General features: G+C 33.1%; 32 protein-coding genes. 23 read left to right on the top strand and 9 right to left on the bottom strand.

Annotated elements, in window-relative coordinates:
• The first annotated feature begins 171 nt into the window (after positions 1–171).
• From J7574_RS11005 to J7574_RS10975, 7 genes are all read left to right on the top strand, one after another.
• Entirely contained in the window at positions 172–891 is a 720-nt protein-coding gene (locus J7574_RS11005; RefSeq protein WP_166924141.1) for a hypothetical protein, read from the top strand.
• A gap of 3 nt (positions 892–894) precedes the next feature.
• Positions 895–1,374, top strand: a complete 480-nt coding sequence (locus J7574_RS11000) for a hypothetical protein (RefSeq protein WP_290968099.1) — start codon at positions 895–897, stop codon at positions 1,372–1,374.
• Positions 1,375–1,486: 112 nt separating this feature from the next.
• The gene (locus tag J7574_RS10995; RefSeq protein WP_290968097.1) at positions 1,487–1,882 is read left to right on the top strand and encodes a hypothetical protein; all 396 of its coding nucleotides are present in this window, start codon (positions 1,487–1,489) and stop codon (positions 1,880–1,882) included.
• 103 nt (positions 1,883–1,985) lie between these two features.
• Positions 1,986–2,162 carry a hypothetical protein gene (locus J7574_RS10990; protein WP_290968095.1) on the top strand — a complete coding sequence of 59 codons (177 nt, stop codon included), beginning with the start codon at positions 1,986–1,988 and terminating at the stop codon, positions 2,160–2,162.
• Positions 2,155–2,700 (top strand): hypothetical protein, encoded by a 546-nt coding sequence (locus J7574_RS10985; RefSeq protein ID WP_290968094.1) that lies wholly within the window; start codon positions 2,155–2,157, stop codon positions 2,698–2,700. Before J7574_RS10990 ends, J7574_RS10985 begins: the two co-directional genes overlap by 8 nt.
• Before the next feature lie 157 nt (positions 2,701–2,857).
• Positions 2,858–3,379, top strand: a complete 522-nt coding sequence (locus tag J7574_RS10980; protein ID WP_135222595.1) for a hypothetical protein — start codon at positions 2,858–2,860, stop codon at positions 3,377–3,379.
• Positions 3,380–3,381: 2 nt separating this feature from the next.
• On the top strand, positions 3,382–4,203 hold the full coding sequence (locus J7574_RS10975; protein WP_290968092.1) for a hypothetical protein: 822 nt from the start codon (positions 3,382–3,384) through the stop codon (positions 4,201–4,203).
• A 225-nt stretch (positions 4,204–4,428) separates the two neighbouring features.
• Here J7574_RS10975 and J7574_RS10970 read toward each other — a convergent pair whose 3' ends face one another.
• Positions 4,429–4,731 carry a hypothetical protein gene (locus tag J7574_RS10970; protein WP_290968091.1) on the bottom strand — a complete coding sequence of 101 codons (303 nt, stop codon included), beginning with the start codon at positions 4,729–4,731 and terminating at the stop codon, positions 4,429–4,431.
• Positions 4,732–4,891: 160 nt separating this feature from the next.
• Here J7574_RS10970 and J7574_RS10965 point away from each other — a divergent pair, with 160 nt between their 5' ends.
• Together J7574_RS10965 and J7574_RS10960 are read left to right on the top strand one after the other, a co-directional pair.
• Complete coding sequence (locus tag J7574_RS10965; protein WP_290968090.1) at positions 4,892–5,335, top strand: hypothetical protein; 444 nt, start codon at positions 4,892–4,894, stop codon at positions 5,333–5,335.
• A gap of 78 nt (positions 5,336–5,413) precedes the next feature.
• The gene (locus J7574_RS10960; protein ID WP_290968089.1) at positions 5,414–5,671 is read left to right on the top strand and encodes a hypothetical protein; all 258 of its coding nucleotides are present in this window, start codon (positions 5,414–5,416) and stop codon (positions 5,669–5,671) included.
• Between the two features lie 195 nt (positions 5,672–5,866).
• Here J7574_RS10960 and J7574_RS10955 read toward each other — a convergent pair whose 3' ends face one another.
• Together J7574_RS10955 and J7574_RS10950 are read right to left on the bottom strand one after the other, a co-directional pair.
• A complete protein-coding gene (locus J7574_RS10955) occupies positions 5,867–6,250 on the bottom strand; it encodes a hypothetical protein (RefSeq protein WP_290968088.1) in 384 nt (127 codons plus the stop codon).
• Between the two features lie 87 nt (positions 6,251–6,337).
• Positions 6,338–6,754, bottom strand: coding sequence for a hypothetical protein (locus J7574_RS10950; protein WP_290968086.1), 417 nt, complete (start codon positions 6,752–6,754; stop codon positions 6,338–6,340).
• A gap of 148 nt (positions 6,755–6,902) precedes the next feature.
• Between J7574_RS10950 and J7574_RS10945 the strand changes: the two genes are divergently transcribed.
• Both J7574_RS10945 and J7574_RS10940 read left to right on the top strand, forming a co-directional pair.
• On the top strand, positions 6,903–8,132 hold the full coding sequence (locus J7574_RS10945) for a multidrug effflux MFS transporter (RefSeq protein WP_290968085.1): 1,230 nt from the start codon (positions 6,903–6,905) through the stop codon (positions 8,130–8,132).
• A gap of 160 nt (positions 8,133–8,292) precedes the next feature.
• Positions 8,293–8,565, top strand: a complete 273-nt coding sequence (locus J7574_RS10940; protein ID WP_111369734.1) for a DUF4242 domain-containing protein — start codon at positions 8,293–8,295, stop codon at positions 8,563–8,565.
• 134 nt (positions 8,566–8,699) lie between these two features.
• On the opposite strand, the gene J7574_RS10935 is transcribed toward J7574_RS10940, so the two are convergent.
• The 4 genes from J7574_RS10935 to J7574_RS10920 all read right to left on the bottom strand — a co-directional run bounded on the left by J7574_RS10935 (position 8,700) and on the right by J7574_RS10920 (position 13,756).
• Positions 8,700–9,965 (bottom strand): NAD(P)/FAD-dependent oxidoreductase, encoded by a 1,266-nt coding sequence (locus J7574_RS10935; RefSeq protein WP_290968080.1) that lies wholly within the window; start codon positions 9,963–9,965, stop codon positions 8,700–8,702.
• An 80-nt stretch (positions 9,966–10,045) separates the two neighbouring features.
• The gene (locus J7574_RS10930; RefSeq protein ID WP_290968077.1) at positions 10,046–11,380 is read right to left on the bottom strand and encodes a DEAD/DEAH box helicase; all 1,335 of its coding nucleotides are present in this window, start codon (positions 11,378–11,380) and stop codon (positions 10,046–10,048) included.
• Positions 11,381–11,574: 194 nt separating this feature from the next.
• Positions 11,575–13,113 carry a DEAD/DEAH box helicase gene (locus tag J7574_RS10925; protein WP_290968074.1) on the bottom strand — a complete coding sequence of 513 codons (1,539 nt, stop codon included), beginning with the start codon at positions 13,111–13,113 and terminating at the stop codon, positions 11,575–11,577.
• Positions 13,114–13,222: 109 nt separating this feature from the next.
• A complete protein-coding gene (locus J7574_RS10920) occupies positions 13,223–13,756 on the bottom strand; it encodes a DUF6155 family protein (protein ID WP_290968073.1) in 534 nt (177 codons plus the stop codon).
• Positions 13,757–13,864: 108 nt separating this feature from the next.
• Between J7574_RS10920 and J7574_RS10915 the strand changes: the two genes are divergently transcribed.
• Positions 13,865–14,158, top strand: coding sequence for a DUF3817 domain-containing protein (locus tag J7574_RS10915; RefSeq protein ID WP_290968070.1), 294 nt, complete (start codon positions 13,865–13,867; stop codon positions 14,156–14,158).
• The gene (locus tag J7574_RS10910) at positions 14,151–15,398 is read left to right on the top strand and encodes a mechanosensitive ion channel domain-containing protein (RefSeq protein WP_290968068.1); all 1,248 of its coding nucleotides are present in this window, start codon (positions 14,151–14,153) and stop codon (positions 15,396–15,398) included. The genes J7574_RS10915 and J7574_RS10910 overlap by 8 nt, the downstream gene beginning before the upstream one ends.
• Before the next feature lie 344 nt (positions 15,399–15,742).
• Here the strand turns inward: J7574_RS10910 and J7574_RS10905 are convergent, their stop codons facing one another.
• Positions 15,743–16,162, bottom strand: a complete 420-nt coding sequence (locus J7574_RS10905) for a hypothetical protein (RefSeq protein WP_290968066.1) — start codon at positions 16,160–16,162, stop codon at positions 15,743–15,745.
• An 80-nt stretch (positions 16,163–16,242) separates the two neighbouring features.
• Between J7574_RS10905 and J7574_RS10900 the strand changes: the two genes are divergently transcribed.
• The 3 genes from J7574_RS10900 to J7574_RS10890 all read left to right on the top strand — a co-directional run bounded on the left by J7574_RS10900 (position 16,243) and on the right by J7574_RS10890 (position 18,322).
• Positions 16,243–16,644 carry a glyoxalase gene (locus J7574_RS10900; protein WP_290968063.1) on the top strand — a complete coding sequence of 134 codons (402 nt, stop codon included), beginning with the start codon at positions 16,243–16,245 and terminating at the stop codon, positions 16,642–16,644.
• A gap of 8 nt (positions 16,645–16,652) precedes the next feature.
• Positions 16,653–17,228 (top strand): Crp/Fnr family transcriptional regulator, encoded by a 576-nt coding sequence (locus J7574_RS10895; RefSeq protein WP_290968061.1) that lies wholly within the window; start codon positions 16,653–16,655, stop codon positions 17,226–17,228.
• Between the two features lie 122 nt (positions 17,229–17,350).
• Positions 17,351–18,322, top strand: a complete 972-nt coding sequence (locus tag J7574_RS10890; protein WP_290968059.1) for a zinc-binding alcohol dehydrogenase family protein — start codon at positions 17,351–17,353, stop codon at positions 18,320–18,322.
• Between the two features lie 73 nt (positions 18,323–18,395).
• Here the strand turns inward: J7574_RS10890 and J7574_RS10885 are convergent, their stop codons facing one another.
• Complete coding sequence (locus tag J7574_RS10885; RefSeq protein WP_290968056.1) at positions 18,396–20,372, bottom strand: dehydrogenase E1 component subunit alpha/beta; 1,977 nt, start codon at positions 20,370–20,372, stop codon at positions 18,396–18,398.
• A gap of 190 nt (positions 20,373–20,562) precedes the next feature.
• Between J7574_RS10885 and J7574_RS10880 the strand changes: the two genes are divergently transcribed.
• The 7 genes from J7574_RS10880 to J7574_RS10850 all read left to right on the top strand — a co-directional run bounded on the left by J7574_RS10880 (position 20,563) and on the right by J7574_RS10850 (position 25,232).
• The gene (locus J7574_RS10880) at positions 20,563–21,513 is read left to right on the top strand and encodes a 2-oxoglutarate and iron-dependent oxygenase domain-containing protein (RefSeq protein WP_290968052.1); all 951 of its coding nucleotides are present in this window, start codon (positions 20,563–20,565) and stop codon (positions 21,511–21,513) included.
• 106 nt (positions 21,514–21,619) lie between these two features.
• Positions 21,620–21,952 carry a translation initiation factor gene (locus tag J7574_RS10875; RefSeq protein ID WP_290968049.1) on the top strand — a complete coding sequence of 111 codons (333 nt, stop codon included), beginning with the start codon at positions 21,620–21,622 and terminating at the stop codon, positions 21,950–21,952.
• A 135-nt stretch (positions 21,953–22,087) separates the two neighbouring features.
• Positions 22,088–22,957: a nucleoside phosphorylase gene (locus tag J7574_RS10870; protein ID WP_290968047.1), complete on the top strand. Its 870-nt coding sequence runs from the start codon at positions 22,088–22,090 to the stop codon at positions 22,955–22,957.
• Between the two features lie 15 nt (positions 22,958–22,972).
• The gene (locus tag J7574_RS10865) at positions 22,973–23,413 is read left to right on the top strand and encodes a DinB family protein (protein WP_290968045.1); all 441 of its coding nucleotides are present in this window, start codon (positions 22,973–22,975) and stop codon (positions 23,411–23,413) included.
• A gap of 4 nt (positions 23,414–23,417) precedes the next feature.
• Positions 23,418–23,810: a VOC family protein gene (locus J7574_RS10860; protein ID WP_290968043.1), complete on the top strand. Its 393-nt coding sequence runs from the start codon at positions 23,418–23,420 to the stop codon at positions 23,808–23,810.
• The gene (locus J7574_RS10855; RefSeq protein ID WP_290968040.1) at positions 23,810–24,286 is read left to right on the top strand and encodes a DUF4265 domain-containing protein; all 477 of its coding nucleotides are present in this window, start codon (positions 23,810–23,812) and stop codon (positions 24,284–24,286) included. The genes J7574_RS10860 and J7574_RS10855 overlap by 1 nt, the downstream gene beginning before the upstream one ends.
• A gap of 94 nt (positions 24,287–24,380) precedes the next feature.
• A complete protein-coding gene (locus J7574_RS10850) occupies positions 24,381–25,232 on the top strand; it encodes a substrate-binding domain-containing protein (RefSeq protein WP_290968037.1) in 852 nt (283 codons plus the stop codon).
• Positions 25,233–25,237 lie beyond the last annotated feature (5 nt).

The raw sequence follows: 25,237 nt of genomic DNA, 5'->3' as shown, positions 1-25,237 counted from the left end.
GATTCTTTAGAATTAAAAAGGAGTTATTTAACTGTCCAAGACCTAATTAAGTACGGCATATTATAAGGAAAATTAGGGAAAATTGTGGAATTATAGGGAATTTTAGGGAACGTCAAATAATAGCTGCAATAACCTTTGTGAAAGAAATTAAACAAATAAAATTTATAACAAATGAAAATTGCAACTATTACAGGCGTTACAAAATCGCCAGAATTACAAGTAACAAAAGCAATCGGTGCTTTGATTCTTTCAAGTGATGTGGCTTTGTCAGCCCTTACAACTGAAAAAATTAGTATTTACATTGAACGTGGAAACGGTTCGAATGTCATTTTAGCAAACAAAGTGTTGCTTAAAGATTTCATTTTGGCAAGTACTTACGGAACTGAAAACACTCAATCCGATGCTGACAATGCTATGATTGCATTATGTGAATTGGCAGACGAAGGTTCAATTTATCTTGCAGACAAAGAGAGTATTAAAATTACTCTTGAGGATTTAATTGCAGGTAAACGTTACGATTTGCACGGTATTGAAGAACCACAGCAAACAAACAATTTATATTTCTTCGAACAAAAATCCGTTGCTTCTGAGGAGTTCAACAAAAAGATTGATGTTCAAGGTTTTGATTTGGCTGTTATGACTGTAGATAATTCAGTAAGTGATTTGTCTTACCAGTACTCAAACGGTCAAGTTGTTAAATATCTGCCTTTCGAATTACAGACTTTAAGCCGTGATATTGACCCAATCCAAGCTGTGCTTTCAGACGGAAAAGTTGTTCAGGGTTTAACAGATAGATTAACCTTGCCTTTAGTGGCTGTTGTTGGTATTGAAATCAATAAGTCGCAAGGCTCAATTATTAATTTCGTCGTAAGATGTTTAAAAACTGTTTAAACTATGGGATTTTTCAAAAAAATTGGAACTGCGATTAAGAAAAATGTTTCGTTCAAAAATTTGGTAAAGGTCGCTACTCCTATTATGGGTGCAATTCCTTTCGTTGGCGGAACTGTTCAAAATATATCGCAGAATTTGCAAGATGCTCACGAAGCAAAAAAGGCAAACAAACAAGCTGAGGAAGAATACAACAAACAACTGGCTTTAAATTCCGCAAGTAATGCAGTTGGTGCTGTAGCAAATGCAGGTTCTCAAATTTTCGCAAAAGCCATAACAACGGGTGTTAATGATGGATTAAGTGCTGGATTTGTAGAGGGAACTGGTCAAGTTGGTGCTACTGTGGTAAGCTCAACAATTAAAGTTTGGTTTCAGAGAAACTGGAAAATTGTTGTTGGTGCTGTTGCTGGTCTTATTGCTTTGATTTGGTTATTAAGAAGTGATCGCAATAATTCAGGTAAAAGAGTTGCGAGAAAAAGATCATAAGCCGAAAAATTACTATCGAATCTATCTTATTGTATTTCTGATAGATTCGGCGGTAATCATAATAAAAAAACTGGCTGAAATCATATTATTAATTAAACATATTATAAAGTAAATGGCACAAAATAGAAAAAGTTATAATTACAATAATCAGAGTTATAACAATAATAAGCAAAAAGTAAAGCATTCAGGCGCAAAGTACACTACTTACACTCCTGTTTCTGGTCCAAATAAAGGTGTTGAACAACATTTAACAACTGGTTGGAGATTAGCTAAAGGAGAATTGATTGCAATCAAATGTGTGACAACAACAAAGTCAAATCTTTCAGACAAAGGTTGGTTTGGTTCGGTGGCATGCACTTTTACTAACACTAAAACTGGTGTTCAATCTTTTCACTGGGGAACAATGCAAAAAAACGGCGGTAAGGTCGTAATTGACAGTATGGCGTTTGTAATTAATCCACGTGCAAAAAACGGTGGGTATGCAGGAACATTTATTCGTTCGAACTAATGTTAAGGTTTATATTAAAGTTCCTCCCTCTTATACTTCATGAGGGGGTGGATTTACTCAAAGAGCATTTAGAAAAAAGAAAACAATTAAAACAAAATAAGTAATGAAAAATTTGAAAGGAATTGTTTCGATAATTGGTATTATCGTAAAATATGGTGCGGTTGTAACTGCTATTTTAAAAGGTATTCAAGTTGTATCTGATGAATTGAGTAAGCTTGATTTTGCAAAAGACGAACCTGAAACGCCTGTTAAACCTTTAATTACAGAACAAAATGAGTAATTTTTTAGGTAGAAAGGATTTAACAAGAGGTATTCGGAATAATAATCCGGGTAACTTGGTTTTGACAAATATTGCTTGGCTAGGAAAAATACCAAATGCTCAAAATACCGATAAACATTTTGAGCAATTTACAGAAGTAAAATATGGTATTCGTGCCATGTTGCGAGATTTGACAAACGATATTGATAAAGGCAAAAATACTGTTAGAAAGCTTATAACTGAATATGCCCCGCCATTTGAAAATGATACGCAAAAGTATATTGAGGTTATTTCAAAAGCTGTTGGCTTAGACCCTGACCAAACAATCAAAATTGTAGATGCAAAGTTTTACTTAGTTATTGCAAGAGCCATTATTAAGTATGAATGTGCTCCTAATCATGATTTAATATATGATTCGGATATTCAGGATGCTATTGACATTATGGGAGATTATAATCTTGCAAATGTCACGGTAACGGCTAAGAAGAAATTCAGATTCAATTATTTGATTATTCCCGTACTGCTTTTTTTTTATACTGTTTACAGCGTTACAGTCTAAACAAACGATCAAAACGATAAAAATTATTAATTCAAAATTTAAACAAGATGTTAGATAAAATCAAACTTTTTTACGCAAACAATAAAACTATTGCAAATGTTGTATTAGTTGCTGTAGCAGGACTTTTGGCTTATAAATTATTCAAGAAAAAATAATTATGGCTCAGAGAGAGATAGTTAATAGAACAAAGAGCCAAGCCAATACTGTTTGGCTCTTTGATTTTCTGCAAAAATACTGGCTTTTGTGTGTTGGTATTATTGTGTGTTATCCGTTATTAAAAAAATGGTATGCTAAATTCACGCAAGATGCTGAGGAAAAAGCTTTGGAAGATGCAGAAAAAGATTTAAAAATTGCTGTTTCTAACCCAATGACCAAAGAAATTGAATTGAACAAAATTACACCTCGTAAGGAAGTTCATAATATAGCAGAATCTTTGGCGGTTTGGTTAGGAACAAATAAGCAGACAAAAGACGCTCCTTGGTACACTTGGATAACTGAACCAATGTCTAATTTCGAAAATGAAAAAGAGACAATTAACGAGTTATTGAAAGTAAAACAAGTTACAACTGTTCCTTTAGTAATCGGCTGTTATTATGTTATTACAAGACGTGATTTAAAAGCTGATTTGAAAAAATATTTATCAACTTCGGACTTAAAGAAAGTTCCATTATTTAATTAATTATGAGTACCAAAAAAGATTACATTCAGTATATTGATGACACATATACTGTTAAAACGAAATCTGTAGAATCCACTTATATTGATGAAGTTGGAACTGTATATGTTATTGATGAGATAAATAGTCAATTTTTTCCTGTCGCCTTGTATTTGGATAATAAAAGAGTTCAAGGTGTTGAGTTGTTTAATGTAGATAATATTGCTGTAGCTTCTGTTATTAATGATTTAGCAATGACGGATTTAAATGTAATTCCTTTAAATGATTTTTTTACTGCATTTACGATTGTGCATTTGAAAGTTGCTAATCAATCTACGGGAATACAGGAAGTCTATGTTAATAATTTTCCTGTACAAACTCAGAAATTTTTTAAAGTCTATGATAGTCCGCAGTATAGAGGAAATGTGTATAATTTGACTTCAAATACAAATTCAAAACCTTATATTGTTCAGACTGTGCTAAAAATATCAAGTTCCGCAAATATGGAAGTTTGGAACGCTAACCATTTTGATAATGAAAATGGTGTTGGTACAATGCCTACAGATTTTGATGAACAAAGAGTTGTATTGACGGCAGATACATTGCAGGTTAATGGTATGTTTGTTAAAGTTACTTCAACTTATTCCTATACTGGTGGTCGCTATCACTTACTTAGGATATATCAGGATGTGAGAACTAATGAAGTTTATTTAATGGCTAATGACAGTATTTCTACTGGCACTTACATTCCTTTTGTATTCACAACTTTAAAGGCTGTTGATGGGGGTTTTAAAATTGAACTTACTTCTTTTAGTTTAACAATTGAATTTAGAAATAAATTTTTCTAATGGCTAATACCACTCCCACTCCTTACAGTTGTACGGTTTTTAATAAAGATAAATCTATTAGACCTATAAAGGTTGAGTTTTGTAAATCTATATTTTACCTGCATAATTGGTGTAAGCATGTCGGATTTGATTATCACTACATCAACATATACAATCGAAAAACTGGTAAATATATTTCCCGACAATATTTCAATGATTATATAGTAGATAAGCCTTTGTATTAAATTACAAAGGCTTATCGCATTGAAAGTCACGTCTTGAAACCGATGGATTGTGTGTGAAGTATGCATTAACCCAAAAGCTAATATCAGATGGTATATTTGGTGCTATCATGATCAGTTCTTCTGTATTTTCTTTAACCCCAGATTTATATTCTTCTAAGTTGATAATTACGTCAATAGTTACCTTTTCTAAGTGATTACCTATAAAACAAAATGATTTAGGTCTTTTATTCTTAACGTTTCCAAGAAATTTTTCTCCATTATAACTAAATTCGAAAAAACCATTTGCGTCTACTAATTTCATCATATCTTATTTATTTTATTTTTAATATGTAAATATATAATAAACAGAAATTTTTTAAGGTTAAATTATTTATTCTTTTATAGCAATTGACAAAGTGAAATTAAAATTATTGGCACTATATTTGGAAATCTTTAGTAATTATAAACTCACAAAACAAAACCACATGAAAAAAATTACTTTATTGCTTTTTATTGTACTCTCTATTCCTTCTTTTGCTCAGGATTCAGATATGAAAATCTTTTTAGAGAAAAAAGAACCTATTAATATCGATCAATATGATTTGATTAAGCAAGTAAATATATTTTATCCTGACATTCTGATTTCGAAAGAAGTTAAATCAAATTACAAGAATAATTTAAAGGTTAATGAATTTCTATCTGCTGAATTACTTTATCCGAGTAGCAGTAAGTTTAAACTTTATAATGTTACAATTATGGATAAAAGACATTTAACTTATACCTTTTTATCAAATGACGATATTTTGACTTATGGAGATGTCAGAATATTTGATGGAAAAACGGTTCGAACATTGTACCGTTTATCAGGTGCAAATTCTTTAATGCAATATTTTGTTGATGGAAAATTAATTAATGAGGTAAAAGGGTAAAACTACTTGCAGAATTTTAGAAAAAATACTGTACCATTGTTCTTATAATAAATTAATAATAACTCAAAAATTAAATTTATGACGGAAGAACAAGCTTATCAAATTATCGATTTGTTAACTGATATTAAATCGAACACAGATTTAAATTCATTTTTAGATACCATAAGTTCAAATACTGGATATATAGATACTAATACTGAAAATCTTGATTCTAAAATAAGAAATCTCGATTCTACAATGAGTAGCGTACTGACAGAATTACAAAATGTTGTTTCTGAACTTGAAAGAGTAAATAATAAACTTCAAAATTTAGAGTATCTACTTGATAGAGATTAAAGAAGACATCTAAAATATCAATAAATAAGCCCCAATAAAACGGGGCTTTTTTTATGTTCCAAAATTTTCTATATTTAGATTTCTTCAAAAATAGGGCTTTATATTACTGTTGATAAAGTTGTTAACATCTTCTTGGACATACTGCGATTCATACTATAAATTATAGTTCAAAATGGAATAGCCCTGAGAAAGAGCTTATTCATATAATTTATTCAAAATCATCTCTTTTGGGATCAAATCACCTCCGCCATTCTTGGTGAACTGTATGACAGAATCTTCTACGTATAAAACAGCACTCGATGTGACTCCGCTTTTGTCTTTAAACTTTATTTGAGCTTTATCGCCATGTGGATACACATGTCCGGTTACTTCTAAAATGCCAGAATTTAGTTCTTTATGTTCGCTGGTAACTTCAGCAGTTCCAAAAATCTTATAATTAGATTGTGCAATTGTAATTCTGAAAATATATTCCTTTTTGCAACTTTTGCATTTTTCGTTTCCCCAAGTTCCTGAGAATTTATTTTGCTGTGCAAATGTTTGTAAGGAAATAAAAAATGCCAGGAAAAGAAATTTTTTCATTGTAGTTTGTTTTAATAAAATCTGAACCAAATATAAATCAAAAAAGCATCACATGATTGCGATGCTTTTTCTAAAGTTTTCTTAAATCTATAGTTTTTTCAAATAAACTGATTTTCCGTTTAATGAGACGTCAATTTGGTTTGTTTTTTCATTAAAAGTGGTTCGCAAAGCATTTCCGTTAAAAATCGTAACATCGCCATATACATGGCCAGCTTCAGTAGAATTATAATCAAACTTTACTTTTTTGTTTCCTGGCTCGATTCCTAGTTTATAACTTGAAAATTTTGTTCCTCTTAAATCAAAATCCTGTTGCGAATCAATGATATTTCCATCGGCATAAAAATTCGTGACCGATTTGCTTAAGGTAATGTCAGGATAAAATTGGTTTACTTTTTTCAGAAGTTCATACTGTTCTGTATTGGCTTCTTCTTGTTTGGATGTAATGGTTTGCGCAAATGAAATTGATGTGCATAAGACTGCTAATAATAAAAGGTACTTTTTCATAATTTTTCTAATTTAAAGATTAATAAATAGTTACACTAAATAATTTTGGCAATTACTTTAATTTATTTGTGATAAACTTCTTCAAGTTATACAACAAGGTATGAAATCTTTACCTTTACAAAAAATTATAAGCCCCCTTTTTAACAAAATGACAAGAAAAAAATATATAAAATTAATCCTGATTTTAGGTTCTTTAACGGCTCTTGGCCCTTTTTCGATAGATATGTATTTGCCTGGTTTCTCAGGAATTGCAAAAGATTTGCATACAACTGTTGCAAAAGTTTCGATGAGTTTATCCAGTTATTTTATCGGAATTTCAGCTGGACAGTTGCTTTATGGACCTTTATTAGACCGTTTTGGACGCAAAAAACCTTTATTTATTGGTTTGCTAGTTTACATTTTGGCATCTTTAGGATGTGTTTTTGTAACTGATATTGATCAATTTATTCTATTGCGATTTATTCAGGCTATTGGTAGCTGCGCTGCCACAGTTGCTTCAATAGCCATGGTTCGTGATTTATTTCCTGTAAAAGAGATACCTAAAGTATTCTCTCTTTTAATGCTTGTGCTTGGTCTTTCTCCAATGCTAGCGCCTACAATTGGCGGTTATGTAACAGAAGATTATGGCTGGCATACTGTGTTTTTTATATTGATGTGTATGGGAATCGCTGTTTTATTAGCGTCACAAATAGGTCTTCCTGATAGTTATAAGCCAGACACCTCTATATCTTTAAAACCAAAACCTATCATTTCTAACTTTTTAAAAGTGCTTAAAGAACCTCAATTCTACACTTATGCCTTTACTGGTGCAATCGCTTTTTCTGGACTATTTACTTATGTAGCGGCTTCGCCTATTGTTTTTATGGATATTTACCATGTTGACGCCAAAACTTACGGTTGGATTTTTGCTTTTATGTCTGTAAGTTTTATTGGTTCAAGCCAGTTAAATTCGGTTTTATTGAAGAAATTTTCAAGCGAGCAACTGATTTTTGGTGCATTAATTTTACAGTCTATAGTTAGTATTGTTTTTCTTGTGCTTTCTCTGAATAACCTTTTAGGATTGTATGAAACCATAGCGATACTTTTTGTGTTTTTAGGTTGTTTAGGAATTTCAAATCCGAATACGGCGGGACTTACAATGGCGCCATTTTCGAAAAACGCTGGAAGTGCTTCTGCTTTAATGGGCGCTATTCAATTAGGATTAGGGTCTTTGGCTTCTTTTGCCGTTGGAATTTTTGTAAAAGATTCTGTTGCACCAATGGTTTTCATTATGACTGTTACGACAATTATAGCCTTTATTGTTTTAAATATTGGAAAACGTTTTATTACACAAAAAGTAGAATTATCTGCAGAAGATAATTTCACTTCTGGACATTAGGCTGTTTTCGTAAGTGTTTAATAATCAGTTTTCAGTAATTGTTTTTGCGCTTTTATTTCATTAATTTTATATAGCATAAAATGGAATGGAATCCAGATACCATTTGAAAAACGGGGCGAAACCGAAAAGCCATACGAGTAGGAATAAATTTCGAAATGCTATGCCGAAATATGTTATTGAAAGAGAAATCCCAAATGCTGGTAAACTTACATCCGATCAATTAAAAAGTATTTCACAGGCTTCTTGTGGCGTGCTTAATCAACTAGGAACACAAATTCAGTGGGTAAACAGTTATATTACAAACGATAAACTTTATTGCATTTATATCGCACCAAATGAAGAAATGGTCTATGAACACGCTAAATTAGGAGGTTTTCCAGCTAATTCTGTAAATCAAGTCACAGGAATAATTGATCCTACAACGGCCGAATAAATTTTTAATTGAAATCCCAATTTTTAAATTCCAAATTCCAATAAAAAAGCCTAAATCTTTGATTTAGGCTTTATAGTATTTTAAAACATTTCAATTTTGGAATTTGGAATTTAAAAAATTGAGATTTAATTTCTTTAGCTTTGCTGTCTTTTCTCAGGTCTAATGATCATTCTAAGTGATTGATCTTTTGCAAAATACGCAACCATCCAATTCCAGAATGTGTTTAATCTGTTACGGTATGTGATTAATGAGATTAAGTGAACAAACAGCCAGATAAACCAAGCAAAGAATCCTTTAAAATGCCATTTCGGACTTGGTAAATCTACCACAGCTTTATTTTTTCCGATAATCGCCATAGAACCTTTGTCATTGTAAGCAAAAGGTTTAAGCGGTTTATTGGCTACCATAGCTTTAAAGTTTTTAGCCAAATTTAATCCTTGCTGAATTGCAACTTGAGCTACTTGCGGATGTCCGTCAGGGAAATTCTGATCTCCTGCTAAAATTGCCGTATCTCCAATCGCATAAATATAATCTACCGCATTTACTTTATTGTAAACATCTGTAGCCATTCGGCGTCCTCGTCCGTAACTTTCTTTTGGCATTCCTTCAAAAATCTTTGCAGTAACACCGGCAGCCCAGATAAGGTTTTTGGTTTTTATCGTTTCACCATTTTCAAAATGAACAGTATCGTCAATATAATCGGTTACACGGCTGTTTAATTTTACAACAACACCCAATTTGGTCAAAGCTTCTAAAGTGTCTTTTTGAGATTCTTTACTCATAGGAGCTAATAGCGCATCTCCTCCATCAACCAAATAAACGTTACTTGCAGAAGTATCCAATTCTGGGTATTCTTTTAGAAGAATATTTTTTCGCATTTCGGCAAACATTCCAGAAACTTCTACTCCTGTTGGTCCGCCTCCAGCAACTACAATGGTCAACAATTTACGTCGTTTGCGCATATCCTTGCAAATCGCAGCTTTTTCTAGATTTTTAAGAAGCGCATTACGCATTTCGATGGCATCATTTAAGGTTTTCATCGGAATAGCGTTTTTCATCACGTTTTCCATGCCAAAATAACTGGTTTCGGCTCCAGTTGCAAAAACCAGATAATCATAATCTAATTCTCCGTTGCTTAATGTAATCTTTTTTTCGGCAGGAGAAACAGATAAAAGCTCGCCTAAACGAAACTGCAGGTTTTTCTTTCCAGCAAAAAATTTTCTAAACGGATAACTAATGCTCGATGGTTCTAAAAATGCCGTAGCAACTTGATATATAAGTGGAGGGAAAAAGTTATAATTATTCTTGTCGACAAGCGTTACTTGTATTTGAGGGTGATTTACAAGCTCTTTTGCAAGATTGATTCCTGCAAATCCACCTCCAATAATGACTATTTTCATATATATTGTATTAAGTAGGATTATAAAATAATTCCTTATAAATATACAACTTTAATATGCAATGACAATTGTCATATTTATTACTTTTTGAATTTTTTAACAGGTTTTTCAACTATATCGATTTTGTTTTGCAAAACATAATTGGCCATCAATTTCTCGATTAGTTCGTCTTTTGTTAAATGATGAAAGACTGTTTTTACGCGTGTTTTCAGATCTTGCGAAAGCTCATGATTTGGCTTCGTTTTGAAGATTTGTTTGGCCCATAAAAGCATGTTGTTTTCTTCCAAACTTGCTGCCGACGGTTTTTTGAATTCAGAAAATTTGATGCCCAACTCTCTCTCAAAATCAGCAATTTCAAAAACTTCTTCTTGCTGTAAAACAGTCAAAGAAAGTCCTTTTGCCCCTGCCCTTGCGGTTCTTCCGCTTCTGTGAACGTAGTTTTCGTAAGTGTCAGGAAGATGATAATTAATAACATACGAAATCTCCTTAACATCTATTCCTCTCGCTGCCAGATCGGTTGCAACTAAAATATTGATATGGCCTTCGCGAAATTGTTCCATAATCCTGTCACGAATTCCTTGTGTTAAACTTCCGTGAAGTGCTCCAGAAGAAAACTTGTTTATGGCTAGATTCTTGGCTAATTTATTTACAGCAGCTTTCGTTTTACAGAAAATAATTCCTCTTTCGCCTTCTCTCGAGTTCAAGAAATGCATTAAAACTTCTAGTTTTTCAATTGGATCAACCACAATATATTCATGATCAATTCCTTCGTTTCCAACTGTTTCCATGCTGGCACTTATTTGAACTACATTTTTATTCAAATAATTCTGAATCAGTTGTTTTACCGTTCCAGGAAGCGTTGCCGAAAACAATAAAGTACGATGTTTTTTAGGCAGTTCTGCTACAATTTCGTCTAAACTTTCTTTAAGAATCGCGACCATTTCATCGGCTTCATCCAAAACTAAATATTCAGCTTTTTTAATGTCGATTGCTTTTCGCTGGATCAAATCAATTAAACGTCCAGGAGTTGCGACAACGATTTGAGCGCCTTCTTTCAACCTTTCGATTTGCGGTTTTATCGGAGTTCCTCCGCAAATTGAGGCAATAGATATATTCGGAATATATCTTGAAAAACTTTCTATATTTCTAAAAATCTGCTGTCCCAATTCTCTTGTCGGAACCAAAATTACAGCTTGAACTTCAGTAGATTCAGAATTGACCAATTGCAATAATGGTAATCCAAAAGCGGCAGTTTTTCCTGTTCCCGTTTTGGCTAAACCAACAATATCGTGAGTTTCGCTCAAAAATAGCGGAATTGTTTTTTGTTGAATTTCTGTTGGTTCAACAATATTTAATTCGCTTAAAGCTTTTAAAATTGGAGCAGAAAGTCCTAATGTTGAGAATGGTTTAGACATGATTATTTTTGATTTTAGATTTTTGACTTTAGATTTTAGATTTGCCAAAATCTTTTAAAATTTTATTTCTCCTTAAAACTATTGAACCATTAATATATTAAGAAGTAGGTCTGAATATATTAATGGTTTATTTTATTTAAAGTTCTGTACAAGAACTTTATGACTTTTAAACTTTAGACTTTGAGACTAAATTATCAATCTGGCTCGTTCATGATTTTCTCACGATACTTTTTACCAATTAATAATGTCAATCTTTGTTTGTAATCATCCACTAGCCATTCGCGATAGTTTTTACTGCATTGGCTTAAACATTTTGAATAGCGTTTGATACGGTCTTCAATATCATCTTCTAATTCTCTAGCCAGCATTTTTGCCTCTTGAAGCGTTTCTGTATTGTCTACACACATAGAAGCATGCTGATCTAACGATTTATCCAAAACAACTTTCGAACGAAGATTTTGTTTGATAATTAATTTATGTTCTTCATCGACATCAAAAGTAACATCGGCAGTTTTGCTGAATTTTGCACGTAATTCTGGCGGCATGCTGTATTTAAAGAACATCTCGATTTCATGGTCATCACGTAAGTTTTCCAAATAAAACTCAGGCGATTTAAAGATGTGCTGCCAGTTTACAGGATCGCTCCATAAACCAAAACGAGCGGCATTGTTACCTAAATCGATAACTGTAAATTCATCTTTTCCAGGCAATTTACGAGAACCACGACCAATCATTTGGAAATATAGAGTCAACGATTTTGTTGCTCTGTTCAAAATAATCGTTTCTACCGTTGGCTCATCAAAACCAGTTGTTAAGATTCCGACAGAAGTCAAAATCGCATCTGGAGTCTTTTTAAACCATTGCAAAATGTCTTTACGCTCTTCAGAACTGCTTGTGTTATCTAAGTGTCTAATGTCGTAACCTGCCTCTCTAAACGTTTCATATACATATAAAGAAGTATGGATACCATTATTGAAAATTAAGGTTTTCTTTCCTAAAGAACGTTCTGTATACGCATGAAGCAATTTTTCTTGCATCAGTGTATTAGTATATAAATCGTCTGAAGATTTTACGGTATAATCTCCATTGATACCCACTTTTAGCGAAGTCAAACCAACATCGTAGCTGTAAGTTGTTGCTTTTGCCAAGAAACCTTTTTCGATTAGCGAACCAATAGTGTCACCTACAATAAGTTCGTGGTAACTCTGGTGCATTGGCAATTTTATGTTTGAACTCAAAGGTGTTGCTGTTACTCCAAGAATAAAAGCATTTTTAAATGAGTTTAACAATTTTCTAAAGGAGTTGTAATGTGCCTCATCAATAATAACCAAACCAATATTGTCTAGATGCAATTTTTCATCATTAATACGGTTTTTTAAAGTTTCAACCATTGCCACAAAACAAGAAAAATCATTCTGATCTGGCAATTCTTTTACTTTACTATTGATTATTTTGTTTGTAACGCCAAAACCAGTCAACATTTTTGAAGTTTGTTTACAAAGTTCGATACGGTGCGTTAAAACAACCACTTTTTTGTCATTATTAGACAAATAGCGGCGAACGATTTCAGAAAATATTACTGTTTTTCCTCCTCCTGTTGGAAGCTGGTACAGTAAGTGGTGTCTTGGAGGAGCGTTGTCTAAACGGTCAAAAATGGCGTCGATATCACCTTTTTGGTATGCGTAAAGTTCTTTCTTATCTTCTCTTTGTATTTCTAAAGTGTTTTGAGACATTGTTTATTTTTGGATTTTTGCAAAAATACACCGAAAAAACAGTTATTCATCTTCTTTTAACCTAAAATAAATATTTTTTTTAAATAAAGATTTTTTATGAGAAGGGCTTTTAGTAGTCGATTTTTTCCAAAATTGCTTCAAAATCGTACTTATTTTTCCATTTTTGCTCCAAAGTTTGGTTCATAATAGCGTTGATTCGTAATTTAAAATCATTAAAAATTCCGTTTGAGAAAATAAAATTTACTGCCTGCCCAAAAGAGTTTAACATGCTTTTGTAAAACAATTCCTGCTTGATGAAATTTTGAGAAGAAAACGTTTGCGCAATTTCGATATTGTAAAGCATAATATCGGCAACAATGTATGAGTCTACTCCGAGCATCATAAAATGTTTAATTAGCTTTTGAGCAACCGATCTTCGCATCTTGGCTTTTGGTCGCCATTTTGCTCCAGGTTTTTTGATAGGAAAATATTCGTGCGAGATTTTGACCTTTGCTTCTTGAAGCAATTTGTCTTCTTTTGGATTAAAAACAAAGTCATAATACACTTTTACAGGAGCAAATTTCTCATACAATTCTATCAATTGTTCTTCTAATTGCTCTTTTGTTAATTCGCCTAAATATTTTTTTAAATCTCTTTTGCTCATACAGTAAAGGTAATTTTCAAATTTTTAAATTCCAAATTCCCATTTTTAAATTCTAAAATCAATCCATAATCCTTAATTTTGCTGGCATAAAACTTAAAAAAGATATACATGCTCAAGATTTTCAAAGTTACTGCCATTTTAGAGGGAATCTCTTATTTAGTATTGTTTGCTAATATGTTAATTATCAAAAACAACAATCCTGAACTTTATCATACATTATTGCGTCCGTTAGGAATGACACACGGTGTTTTATTTATTGGATACATCATTTTAGCTTTTTTATTGAAAAAATCAATGAATTGGGATTTAAAAACTTTCGGAATCATTCTGGTTGCTTCTCTTATTCCGTTTGGAACTTTTTACATTGAGAAAAAATATTTAGAAACTAAAGCAAATGCATAAGCTTTTGGAGAAAATATTTAATTTTTTATATCCTGTTTTTAGAGATTGGGGCATGAGCCGTAACGTTGCGTCTTATACCAGCCTAATCTTTAATATTGCTATTTTAATAGCACTGGCTTACGTAATTTATTATGTAGCCAAATTCATTTTAGTCACTTTGACAGCAATTTTTGCACAAAAAACAAAAACAAAGTTTGACGATTATTTAATTCAAAACAAAACCACGAGATATACGGCCTATTTAATTCCGTTTTTCTTTATTTATAAAGCTGTTCCCGTTATTTTAGACAAATACGAATATTGGGAATCCATGTTCGGAAAAATTGTCGGCATCTATATCGTATTGTTGGGATTATGGATTGTGAGAACGGTTTTTAATTCGTTACGCGATTATTTAAAACAAAAACCCGAATACAGCGACAAGCCAATTGACAGCTTCGTTCAGGTTATTATGATTGTGCTCTGGATTTTTGGCGTTGCCATGATTATTTCGACTTTATTCGGAATCAAAAAAGGCGAATTGCTAACGATCTTAGGAACACTTTCAGCGATTATCATCTTAATTTTCAGAGATACGATTCTAGGATTTGTTTCGAGTGTTCAGGTTGCCATAAACGACATGGTTCGTATTGGAGATTGGATCACAATGGATAAATTTGGTGCTGATGGAGACGTTATCGAAATTAACTTGACCACTGTAAAAGTTCGAAATTTTGACAACACGATTACCACAATTCCGACTTATGCTTTAAGTTCCGATTCGTTTCAGAATTGGCGTGGTATGCAGAAATCTGAAGGAAGACGCATCAAGAGACATGTTTTGATAAAAAGCAGTACGATTCGTTTTTTAAATGATGAAGACTTGCGTCAATTGCGAAAAGTACAAATGATAACGTCTTATATTGATAGCCGTCAAGCGGAAATCGATAAATACAACGATCTGAGAGGAATTGATAAGACGCTTTCGCTAAATGGCCGAAATATGACCAATTTGGGATTGTTTAGAAAGTATATCATACAATATCTAACCGATCATCCCGGATTGAATAAAAATATGCATATCATTTGCAGGCAATTGCAATCGACAGCACACGGTGTTCCGTTGGAAATCTATGTTTTTTCTAGCGATAAACGCTGGGCAAACTACGAATATATCATGGCCGATATTTTTGACCATGTTATGGCTTCAGTTCGATATTTTGATCTTGAAATTTTCGAATTGCCATCTACGTTAAGTTAGGTTTTGTTTCAAGTTTCAGGTTTCAAGATGTAGAGCTTAACCGCAAAGGACGCAAAGATTTACGCAAGGTTCGCAAAGTTTTTTAGATAAAGCTTTGCGAACTTTGCGTTTATAGTAAGTTCACATATTAAAAAAAACTTGCGTGCTTTGCGGTAAAACATTGAGATTTTGACTTAACCACAAAGAGCACAAAGAATATGCAAGGTTCGCAAAGTTTTTTAGACAAAGCTTTGCGAACTTTGCGTTATTAGAGGTTTAGTATGTCAAAAAACCTTGCGTGCTTTGCGGTAAAATCTACGCAACCCACTTCAACATGAAACTTGAAACATGAAACTTGCCGCCCCTCACTCCTTCTCTATTCTTTCAAAAACAAACCCAGACTCTTCATAATCAATTGGGACTTCAGGCACGTAGCACGGAAGATTAAAGTAAGTGCCGATAACTCCCGTTCCTAAAAACAATTTTTGATCTTTCTTTAAAAGTGCCAGAGGAACTCTTTTCCAAGCTCCTCCAAAAGAAATATAGTGGTAATCTCCGCGTAATGTATCGCCTCTTAAATCCCCTCTCACATCGCCAGAATCTTTTCCGGTTCCGTAATGGTTAATTTCGTAACGGCCATAAAAACGTTTATCATTAATATGAATGTCCAAAACGGCTGTATCTTTTTTATTTACAGCACGATATAATTGATGATTGTATTTTTCTTTGTCTTCTTTAGAATTGCAAGAGACTATCAGCAGACAAAGGAAGAGAAAATATCGCATAATTTATTTTTATAAAAACAAAAATAAGTTTTACTGTTCGATTATTTCGTTAACTTTAAAGAAAACTTAAAACAAATACCATGGAAGATAGAGACACTTTTTTAAAAGAATTCAGAGGCGAAACTTTAGGAACCGTAAGTGCTCAATCTTCATCAGATGAGATCTTTCAAAACCAAACCATTAGACCAATTTTAAAACTCCAAAACGACTTGTTTGTAGCCGTTTTTATTAACTATGTAAACAAAAACAAACCTGATTTTTATTCCTACTCAGTTGAGAAGAAATTGCAAACTATAGAAAATTCCATTCAAAAAGATATAAAATTCCGAAATTCTCTTAAAGGAATTGTTATGGCGCTTTTTACTGTAGAGGAATACGAAACTTATATCAAGAATTCTTCCGATTTAAATAAACGCATGATGAATTTGTTGATTGATCGTTTAAAAAATCAGGTGCAATTGTTTGAAGTGGAATCGAATTAAGATAGAAAATGTTCAACCAACTCAAAAATAAAATTCCTTTAACCGATGAAAAATGGAACGAATACATTGGTTATTTCAATCAAATTGAAGTTCCTGCTAAAATGACGCTTTTAGAAGAAGGCGAAGTTTCGAAAAAGCTTTATATCATAGAAAAAGGCTGTATTCGAGTTTGGTTTAACAATAACGGAAAAGATCTCACTACGCAATTCTTTTTTGAAAATCAAAGCGTTGCTTCTATCGAAAGTTTTATGAAGAAACTTCCGAGTCCGACAACTATAGAAACGATTGAGCCTTCAGTTTTGTGGTGGATTCATAAAAATGATCTGGATAAAATTCTAGAAGAAATCAAAGAAGTTCCAGAATTGAGAGATAGATTAATTGATATGCTTTTTGAGCGTACTTTTGATTATATGAAATATTTTGTTTCATTTATAAAAGATTCTCCTTTACAGCGTTATGCTAATTTAATTAAAGAAAGGCCTCAAATCTTATTGCGTGTTCCGCAACATTATATTGCTTCTTATTTGGGGATAACCACTGTACATTTAAGCAGATTAAAAAGTAAACTAGTAAGTAAAAAATAGCGGATAAGCCAAACTTAAATTAACATATATAACTTATATGGTTTGACGAAAAATTTGATAACAAATGTTATCGTCTGCCTGTAAACGACTCTTTAATTTTGCTTCATAAAAATAAAACAATTATGAAAGCAGCAGTAGTTTATAAAAAAGGCGAATCGCCAAAATATGCAGATTTCCAAGAACCAGTTGTATCAAATGAAAACGAAGTTTTGGTTTCGGTAAAAGCAGTAGCCATTACAAATCTGGATAAAGGAATTGCAAGTGGAAAACACTATTCTTCAGAGGAAGAGGATCAAAACGGATTTATAGTTGGAAGTGACGGAATTGGCGTCTTAGAAAACGGAACAAGAGTTTACGCTCGCGGAATCTCTGGAACAATTGCAGAAAAAGCAATTGTAGAGAAAAACAGAATGGTAGCTTTGCCAGATGGGATTGATGATGCAACAGCCGCAGCAATGCCCAATGCGGTTGCAGGTTCGGCAATGGCACTTCGTTTTAGAGCAGGAATACAACAAGGAGAAACAGTTTTGATTAATGGAGCGACTGGTTTTACAGGTCAGATCGCAGTGCAAATTGCAAAATATTACGGAGCAAAGAATATTATTGTGACGGGAAGAAATGAAAAAGCACTTGAAAACCTTTTAGCATTAGGAGCTGATGAAATTGTTTCTCTAAAACAAAACGACGAATCTATTGTTTCTCAGCTAAGAGAAATTCATAAAGCCACTCCAATTGATATCGTAATTGATTATTTATGGGGACATTCAGCAGAACTTATTCTTTCGATTTTAAAAGGCAACGGAAACTTTACCCATAAAACCCGATATGTTTCTGTAGGTTCAATGTCTGGCGATACCATTCAGTTATCTGCACAGATTTTAAGAAGTGTAGATCTTCAATTATCAGGCTCAGGATTAGGAAGCTGGACAAAAGAAGAAGTAAAACTATTATTTTTAGAAATACTTCCTGAAATGTTTCATTTGGCTTCAAAAAATATACTAAAAGTAAATATTGAAACCGTTCGTCTATCAGATATAGAAAACATGTGGAACGCAGAAGTTTCTGATGGGAAAAGACTTGTGGTTGTTATTTAAAGCTTCTAAGGTTCTGAGTTGCTAAGATTCTAAGTTTTTCCTTAGCGTCTTAGCAACTCAGCATCTCAGAAACTTAGTATCTCAGCAACTCAAGCAAAGCTTCCTCAAATCTGTTTCTAGGTAAAAACTGATCTTCTAGTGCTTTTGAAAACGGAATTGGCAAATCTAAACTTGCTACACGTTTTACGGGAGCATCCAAATATTCGAAACAGTTTTCCATTATTAAAGCCGAAATATCACTTGCGATTCCGCCGAATAAAGTATCTTCTTGATAGATTATCGCTTTTCCTGTTTTTTTAACCGAGGCAAAAATTGTTTCGGTATCTAAAGGTTGTAAAGTTCTTAAATCGATTAGATCGGCATCGATTTCTGGATGTTTTGCTAAAGTTTCTAAAGCCCAGTGAACAGGTGCTCCAAAAGCAATAATCGTTACCGATTTTCCTTCTTTAATCAAAGCAGCTTTTCCTAAAGGAATAGTGTAATAGTCTGTTGGAACATCTTGATAAATACTTCGGTACAATAATTTATGTTCGAAGAATAAAACAGGATTCGGATCATTAATCGCCGTATTCAAAAGTCCTTTGGCATCATAAGGAAATGCGGGATAAACCACTTTTAAACCTGGTGTTTTAGTAAACCAAGCTTCGTTTGTCTGTGAGTGAAACGGTCCAGCTTGAGTTCCTCCGCCGCAAGGCATTCTAACCACAACATCGGCTTTTTCGCCCCAGCGGTAATGCGATTTTGCCAAAAGATTTACAATCGGATTAAAACCAGTAGAAACAAAATCAGCAAATTGCATTTCTACAATGGCTTTATAGCCATTTATAGATAATCCCATTCCGGTTGAAATAACAGCACTTTCGCAAATTGGCGTATTTCGTACTCTTTCTTTCCCAAAAGCATCAACAAAGTTTTCTGTAATTTTAAAGGCTCCTCCATATTCGGCAATATCTTGCCCCATAAGAACTAGGTTTTTATGGCGCCACATAGATTGCTCCAAACTATTACGGATAGCATCTATAAATCGGATATTTGTAGATTCATAATTATGAGTATACTCCTCATATTGAAATGGTTTGTAAACATCATCTAATTCTTGGCTATAACTTGGTTCAATCTCTGGTTCTGCATTTGCAATCGCCCAATTTTTGTCAATTTCTTGTTTAATTTGGGTGTGGAATTGTTCGTCAAGTTCAGCAGTTAGAATTCCGTTTTCGGTTAGATATTTTCTGAAGTTTGTAACGGGATCTCTCAATTCCCATTGATCCATCAAATCTTGAGGAACATATTTTGTGCCGCTCGCCTCTTCATGCCCGCGCATTCTGAAAGTTTTGAATTCCAATAAAACAGGATGCGGATCTTCTTGCATTTCTTTTTTTAGCTGAGACAATTTATTGTACACTTCAACAATATTATTTCCGTCAATAATCAAGCTTTCAATTCCGTAGCCAATTCCTTTATCTGCAAGGTTTTCACAAGCATATTGTTCGTTGGTTGGCGTTGAAAGTCCGTAACCATTATTTTCTATAATAAACATAACTGGCAATTTCCAGACTGCCGCAATATTTAAAGCTTCATGAAAATCTCCTTCGCTTGTAGCGCCTTCTCCTGTAAAAACAGCGGTAATTTTTTTATTGTCTTGAAGTTTATTTGCCAAAGCAATTCCGTCAGCAATTCCGAGTTGCGGACCCAAGTGCGAAATCATTCCTATTATATTGTATTCCTGAGTTCCAAAGTGAAAACTTCTGTCACGCCCTTTTGTAAAACCATTGGCTTTCCCTTGCCATTGAGAAAACAAACGATGAAGCGGAATTTCTCTGGTTGTAAAAACACCAAGATTTCGATGCATCGGAAGTATGTATTCAGATTGGTCTAAAACAGCCGTAACACCAACTGCAATAGCTTCTTGCCCTATTCCAGAAAACCATTTAGAAACTTTTCCTTGTCGAATTAAGATGAGCATCTTCTCCTCGATCAATCTTGGTTTTAGTATCTTTTTGTATAAATCCAATAATTGAGAATCTGTAAGGTTTTGTCGATAAAAAATCATGTAGTTTTAGTTTTTTAGAGTGTTTCAAATATAACAAATTGCGTTAATTTTATTGGATTCTGAAATAAAATTTAAATAGAAATCTGCTTTTAATGCCTGAACTTAAGATTATTTTCTAAAATATTTATCTACCTTTGTTAGCGAAAGGTGCTTATGACACCTTTCTTCTTTAAAATAAAAAATGTAAAGTATGCAAAACATTCCTAGTGTAGACTTACGTGATTTCCTTTCGGACGACCCGAAACGTAAACAAAAATTTGTAAATGAAATCGGCAGTGCATTTGAAAACATTGGCTTCGTTGCCTTAAAAGGTCATTTCCTTGATGATCAGTTGGTAAACGAACTTTATGGTGAAATTAGAAACTTTTTCGCCTTGCCAATAGAAACTAAGCATAAATATGAAATTCCTGGAATTGGCGGACAAAGAGGTTATGTTTCTTTTGGAAAAGAACATGCTAAAGGACGCAAAGAAGGAGATTTAAAAGAATTTTGGCACTTTGGCCAATATGTTGACAAAGATTCAAGATGGGCTTCTGAATATCCAGACAATGTTGAAGTTACCGAATTGCCACGTTTTAATATAGTGGGTAAAGAAGCGTATCAAAAACTAGAAAAAACAGGTGTTTATGTTTTAAGAGCTTTGGCTTTGCATTTAGGTCTTGATGAGTTTTATTTTGATAATTATGCAAAAGAAGGAAACTCAATTTTAAGGCCAATCCACTACCCTCCTATTACTTCTGAACCAGAAAATGCAATTCGTGCTGCAGCTCATGGCGATATCAACTTAATTACTTTGTTGATGGGAGCTCAAGGAAAAGGATTGCAAGTTCAAAATCATAATGGCGACTGGATTGATGCTATTGCTGAAGATGACGAATTAGTAATTAATGTTGGTGATATGCTTTCAAGACACACTAACAATAAATTAAAATCTACCATTCACCAAGTCGTAAATCCGCCAAGAGAATTGTGGGGAACTTCACGCTATTCAATTCCATTTTTCATGCATCCTGTAAGCGATATGCGCTTAGATTGCCTTGAAAATTGCATTGATGAAGAAAACCCAAAGAAATACGAAGATATTACTGCTGGTGAATTCTTATACGAACGTTTAGTAGAGCTAGGTTTAATTAAAAAATAACCTTTCTACTCTTCAATATTTAAAATTCCAAATTCCAAAACTATTTTTTTGGGATTTGGAATTTAATTTTTAAAAACTCACTATATTTAGAATTTAAAATAGTTTTATGGACTTAAAAGATCAATTAAAGAATCTATTTCCAGATCACGAGGAATCGAATGAACCTGAACAAGTTGAAGAACAGGAACATGTTCTTTATGTTCAGAAGGAACCTATGATTTGCAAATTCGAAAAAAGAAAAGGAAAACCAACCACTATAATTGAAGGTTATGAAGGCTCAGACGAGGATTTTAAAATCTTAGCCAAGGAAATCAAAACCAAATTAAGCGTTGGAGGAACTTTTAAAGACGATTCGATTATAATTCAAGGCGATTACCGAGATAAAATTATGACAATCTTAAAAGAAAAAGGATTCAAAACCAAACGTGTAGGTGGATAAAATTCAATGATATAAATTCCAAATCCCAATTTGTCAACTAAAAAGATATAAAGCTTCAATTAAATTCGATTTTTTGGAATTTGGAATTTAAATATTGGAATTTTATAAATTGAACCTTAGTAACTTAAAAAAAATATGATACAATCTTCAGAATTGATATTAAATCCAGACGGAAGCGTTTACCACTTAAACCTTCGTCCTGAACACATAGCACACGACATTATTTTTGTTGGTGACCAAAACAGAGTAGAAAAAATCACCCAATTTTTCGATTCAATTGAGTATTCTGCTCAAAAAAGAGAATTCAAAACCCAAACCGGTATTTACAAAGGCAAAAGAATTTCTGTTGTTTCTACAGGAATTGGCCCTGATAATATTGATATTGTATTAAACGAATTAGACGCTTTAGTTAATATTGATTTAGAAACGCGTCAGCCAAAAGAAAAACTGACTTCGTTGAATATTATCAGAATAGGAACTTCAGGCTCTTTGCAGGAAGATATTCCAGTTGATAGCTTTGTAATGTCAAAATTTGGCTTAGGATTAGACAATATGCTTCGCTCTTATTTAATTGACGATGTTTCTATTGCCGAAATTGAAGATGCATTTGTAAAACACACTAATTGGGATCCTAGAAAAGGGAAACCGTATGTAACTCAGTGCTCAGAAAAATTAGAGAAATTAATAGAGTCTGACCGAATTTTTAAAGGAATTACGGCAACTGCTGGTGGATTTTACGGTCCTCAAGGAAGAGTTTTGCGTTTGAATATTCAAGATGAAGAATTGAATAATAAAATGGATAATTTTAGTTTTAATGAAACTAAAATCACTAATTTAGAAATGGAAACAGCAGCAATCTACGGACTTTCTGCTCTTTTGGGACACAACGCATTATCGCTTAACGCGATTATCGCCAATCGTGCTTCTGGAACATTTAGTGCAGATCCATATAAAGCTGTTGATGAATTGATTGCCTATACTTTGAATAAATTAGCAGGAAACTAACGAGATATAATTTTTATGCAAAACGCTATTCTTAAATTTGAACAGTTGCTAAATGATAATGCACATTATATTCCGACAATCAAGAAGGAAGTTTTAGAAGCAAAAAATCCTGGAAAGTGGTCAAAAAAAGAGATTTTGGGGCATTTGATAGATTCTGCCATTCATAATCTAGTGCGTTTTACAGAAATTAATTATACAGAAAAGCCATATCGCCACCGGCCATATAATCAAATGGATTTGGTAAATTTAAATCAATATCAGCAAACAGAGATTCAAGAACTAACACAGCTATGGCTTTCAATAAACAGGCAGATTGTTAGGGTGATGAAAACTGTGGATGAAAAAGCTTTAGATTATAAAATTATTTTAAGTGACGAATCTGTAATTGATTTGAGGTTTTTAATGACAGATTATGTTGATCATTTAGAACATCATATTAATCAAATAAAATCATAAAAATATGTTTTTACGAGTTGCACGACATACAAACGATTTAGAGAAAATTGAGAATTTTTATGTAGATGTACTCGGGTTTGAACGATTGGGCGGATTTGAACATCATAACAATTATGATGGTGTCTTTGTCGGAAAACCGGGCTTAGACTGGCATTTTGAGTTTACTCAATCTGAAGTTTCGGCCAAACATACTTTTGATGAAGACGACGTAATGGTTTTATACCCAAAAACAATTGCAGATTACGATAAATTAGTAAACAAATTAACGCAGCACAATATTACAGTTATACCATCGCTGAATCCGTTTTGGAATGAAAATGGAAAAATGATTCAGGATCCAGATGGCTATAGAATCGTAATATCACCTTTGAAAGCTGTAATAAGTGAAATTGAATAATGGAACAGGAAACGCACAAGAAAATATTGTTTAAATATTATAGCGATTATCTAGACGAAGTAGTGTCTGAAACCATGTGGGCAGAAATTATAGATCTCGAAAAAGGGCTTTTTAAACTGGATAATATTCCGTTTTTCGGGCCTTTAATTGCTACAGATGACATTTTTTATGCAGAATACGACGAAACAGAAGAACGTTTTATGCATAGAAAAACCATTCAGAATTCTGGAAATTCAATTGTTCAGATTGCGATTTTAGAAAAAGGTTTTGATAAAGAAATCATTCGCGAAAAGCTAAAAGCGCTTAACTGTTTATCTGAAGGGTTAAACGAAACTTTTTTTGCAGCTGAAATAGCCAAAGATGTAGATTATTCTTTGGTGAGAAGTCTTTTGACCGAATACGAATCTCAAGACATTATTGAATTTGCAGAGCCTTGCCTTTCAGAAAAACACAGGGCTGATTTATTGAAAAATTAAGAATTAAAAATCAAAATTTAAAAGTAAACTAACCAAATTTAACCATAGGATTACGCATACGCATACCAAGCAACTTAACTTAAACTTAAAATAAATGAAAACTGTCAAAATTGCGGGTGTTCCGGAACACTTCAATTTGCCATGGCATCTATGCATTGAAAATGGCGAATTTGAAGAAGAGAACATCAGCTTAGAATGGACCGATGTACCCGAAGGAACGGGAAAAATGTGTCAAATGCTTCGTGATGGAGAAACAGATTTGGCTGTTATTTTGACCGAAGGAATTTTAAAAGATATTTCAGCTGGAAATCCGAGCAAGATTGTTCAGGTTTACGTGCAGTCTCCCTTAATTTGGGGAATTCATGTTGATGCTAAATCTGATTTTCAAACACTGAAAGACCTTAAAAATAAAAAAGCCGCTATCTCTAGATTGGGTTCGGGATCACAATTAATGGCTTATGTCAATGCAAACGAGCAAGGATGGGAAATGGATGATCTTGAATTTGAGATTGTAAACACCATAGATGGAGCTGTTGATGCATTGACCAACAAAAAAGCCGATTATTTTATGTGGGAACGTTTTATGACCAAACCTCTTGTAGACAAAGGCATTTTTAGAAGAATAGACGACTGCCCTACTCCTTGGCCTTCATTTGTCATTGTAGGACGCGATGAGTTCTTAAAAAAGAATGCCAAAACAGTAGAGACGATTCTTAGAATAATCAACAAAACAACAGTTGATTTTAAAGAAATTCCAGAAATCGACAAGAAATTATCTAAACTTTTCAATCAGAAAGCAGAAGATATTAAAGAGTGGTTGAAACTGACTCAGTGGTCGCAGAAAAATTTGACAGAAAAATCTTTTAATAAAATTCAAAATCAATTATTTGATCTGGGAATTATTGATAAAAAAAGTATTTTTGTAGAAACCGTAAAAGCATTGTAATTCTG

This window comes from Flavobacterium sp., assembly GCF_017744675.1.
Lineage (GTDB): Bacteria > Bacteroidota > Bacteroidia > Flavobacteriales > Flavobacteriaceae > Flavobacterium.
This window is presented reverse-complemented; position numbering and strand designations above follow the sequence as displayed.

What these genes read in the sequence shown, in the direction of transcription:
- J7574_RS11005 (WP_166924141.1), top strand. Translation starts at nt 172, where the DNA reads ATGAAAATTGCAACTATTACAGGCGTTACAAAATCGCCAGAATTACAA.
- J7574_RS11000 (WP_290968099.1), top strand. Translation starts at nt 895, where the DNA reads ATGGGATTTTTCAAAAAAATTGGAACTGCGATTAAGAAAAATGTTTCG.
- J7574_RS10995 (WP_290968097.1), top strand. Translation starts at nt 1,487, where the DNA reads ATGGCACAAAATAGAAAAAGTTATAATTACAATAATCAGAGTTATAAC.
- J7574_RS10990 (WP_290968095.1), top strand. Translation starts at nt 1,986, where the DNA reads ATGAAAAATTTGAAAGGAATTGTTTCGATAATTGGTATTATCGTAAAA.
- J7574_RS10985 (WP_290968094.1), top strand. Translation starts at nt 2,155, where the DNA reads ATGAGTAATTTTTTAGGTAGAAAGGATTTAACAAGAGGTATTCGGAAT.
- J7574_RS10980 (WP_135222595.1), top strand. Translation starts at nt 2,858, where the DNA reads ATGGCTCAGAGAGAGATAGTTAATAGAACAAAGAGCCAAGCCAATACT.
- J7574_RS10975 (WP_290968092.1), top strand. Translation starts at nt 3,382, where the DNA reads ATGAGTACCAAAAAAGATTACATTCAGTATATTGATGACACATATACT.
- J7574_RS10970 (WP_290968091.1), bottom strand. Translation starts at nt 4,731, where the DNA reads ATGATGAAATTAGTAGACGCAAATGGTTTTTTCGAATTTAGTTATAAT.
- J7574_RS10965 (WP_290968090.1), top strand. Translation starts at nt 4,892, where the DNA reads ATGAAAAAAATTACTTTATTGCTTTTTATTGTACTCTCTATTCCTTCT.
- J7574_RS10960 (WP_290968089.1), top strand. Translation starts at nt 5,414, where the DNA reads ATGACGGAAGAACAAGCTTATCAAATTATCGATTTGTTAACTGATATT.
- J7574_RS10955 (WP_290968088.1), bottom strand. Translation starts at nt 6,250, where the DNA reads ATGAAAAAATTTCTTTTCCTGGCATTTTTTATTTCCTTACAAACATTT.
- J7574_RS10950 (WP_290968086.1), bottom strand. Translation starts at nt 6,754, where the DNA reads ATGAAAAAGTACCTTTTATTATTAGCAGTCTTATGCACATCAATTTCA.
- J7574_RS10945 (WP_290968085.1), top strand. Translation starts at nt 6,903, where the DNA reads ATGACAAGAAAAAAATATATAAAATTAATCCTGATTTTAGGTTCTTTA.
- J7574_RS10940 (WP_111369734.1), top strand. Translation starts at nt 8,293, where the DNA reads ATGCCGAAATATGTTATTGAAAGAGAAATCCCAAATGCTGGTAAACTT.
- J7574_RS10935 (WP_290968080.1), bottom strand. Translation starts at nt 9,965, where the DNA reads ATGAAAATAGTCATTATTGGAGGTGGATTTGCAGGAATCAATCTTGCA.
- J7574_RS10930 (WP_290968077.1), bottom strand. Translation starts at nt 11,380, where the DNA reads ATGTCTAAACCATTCTCAACATTAGGACTTTCTGCTCCAATTTTAAAA.
- J7574_RS10925 (WP_290968074.1), bottom strand. Translation starts at nt 13,113, where the DNA reads ATGTCTCAAAACACTTTAGAAATACAAAGAGAAGATAAGAAAGAACTT.
- J7574_RS10920 (WP_290968073.1), bottom strand. Translation starts at nt 13,756, where the DNA reads ATGAGCAAAAGAGATTTAAAAAAATATTTAGGCGAATTAACAAAAGAG.
- J7574_RS10915 (WP_290968070.1), top strand. Translation starts at nt 13,865, where the DNA reads ATGCTCAAGATTTTCAAAGTTACTGCCATTTTAGAGGGAATCTCTTAT.
- J7574_RS10910 (WP_290968068.1), top strand. Translation starts at nt 14,151, where the DNA reads ATGCATAAGCTTTTGGAGAAAATATTTAATTTTTTATATCCTGTTTTT.
- J7574_RS10905 (WP_290968066.1), bottom strand. Translation starts at nt 16,162, where the DNA reads ATGCGATATTTTCTCTTCCTTTGTCTGCTGATAGTCTCTTGCAATTCT.
- J7574_RS10900 (WP_290968063.1), top strand. Translation starts at nt 16,243, where the DNA reads ATGGAAGATAGAGACACTTTTTTAAAAGAATTCAGAGGCGAAACTTTA.
- J7574_RS10895 (WP_290968061.1), top strand. Translation starts at nt 16,653, where the DNA reads ATGTTCAACCAACTCAAAAATAAAATTCCTTTAACCGATGAAAAATGG.
- J7574_RS10890 (WP_290968059.1), top strand. Translation starts at nt 17,351, where the DNA reads ATGAAAGCAGCAGTAGTTTATAAAAAAGGCGAATCGCCAAAATATGCA.
- J7574_RS10885 (WP_290968056.1), bottom strand. Translation starts at nt 20,372, where the DNA reads ATGATTTTTTATCGACAAAACCTTACAGATTCTCAATTATTGGATTTA.
- J7574_RS10880 (WP_290968052.1), top strand. Translation starts at nt 20,563, where the DNA reads ATGCAAAACATTCCTAGTGTAGACTTACGTGATTTCCTTTCGGACGAC.
- J7574_RS10875 (WP_290968049.1), top strand. Translation starts at nt 21,620, where the DNA reads ATGGACTTAAAAGATCAATTAAAGAATCTATTTCCAGATCACGAGGAA.
- J7574_RS10870 (WP_290968047.1), top strand. Translation starts at nt 22,088, where the DNA reads ATGATACAATCTTCAGAATTGATATTAAATCCAGACGGAAGCGTTTAC.
- J7574_RS10865 (WP_290968045.1), top strand. Translation starts at nt 22,973, where the DNA reads ATGCAAAACGCTATTCTTAAATTTGAACAGTTGCTAAATGATAATGCA.
- J7574_RS10860 (WP_290968043.1), top strand. Translation starts at nt 23,418, where the DNA reads ATGTTTTTACGAGTTGCACGACATACAAACGATTTAGAGAAAATTGAG.
- J7574_RS10855 (WP_290968040.1), top strand. Translation starts at nt 23,810, where the DNA reads ATGGAACAGGAAACGCACAAGAAAATATTGTTTAAATATTATAGCGAT.
- J7574_RS10850 (WP_290968037.1), top strand. Translation starts at nt 24,381, where the DNA reads ATGAAAACTGTCAAAATTGCGGGTGTTCCGGAACACTTCAATTTGCCA.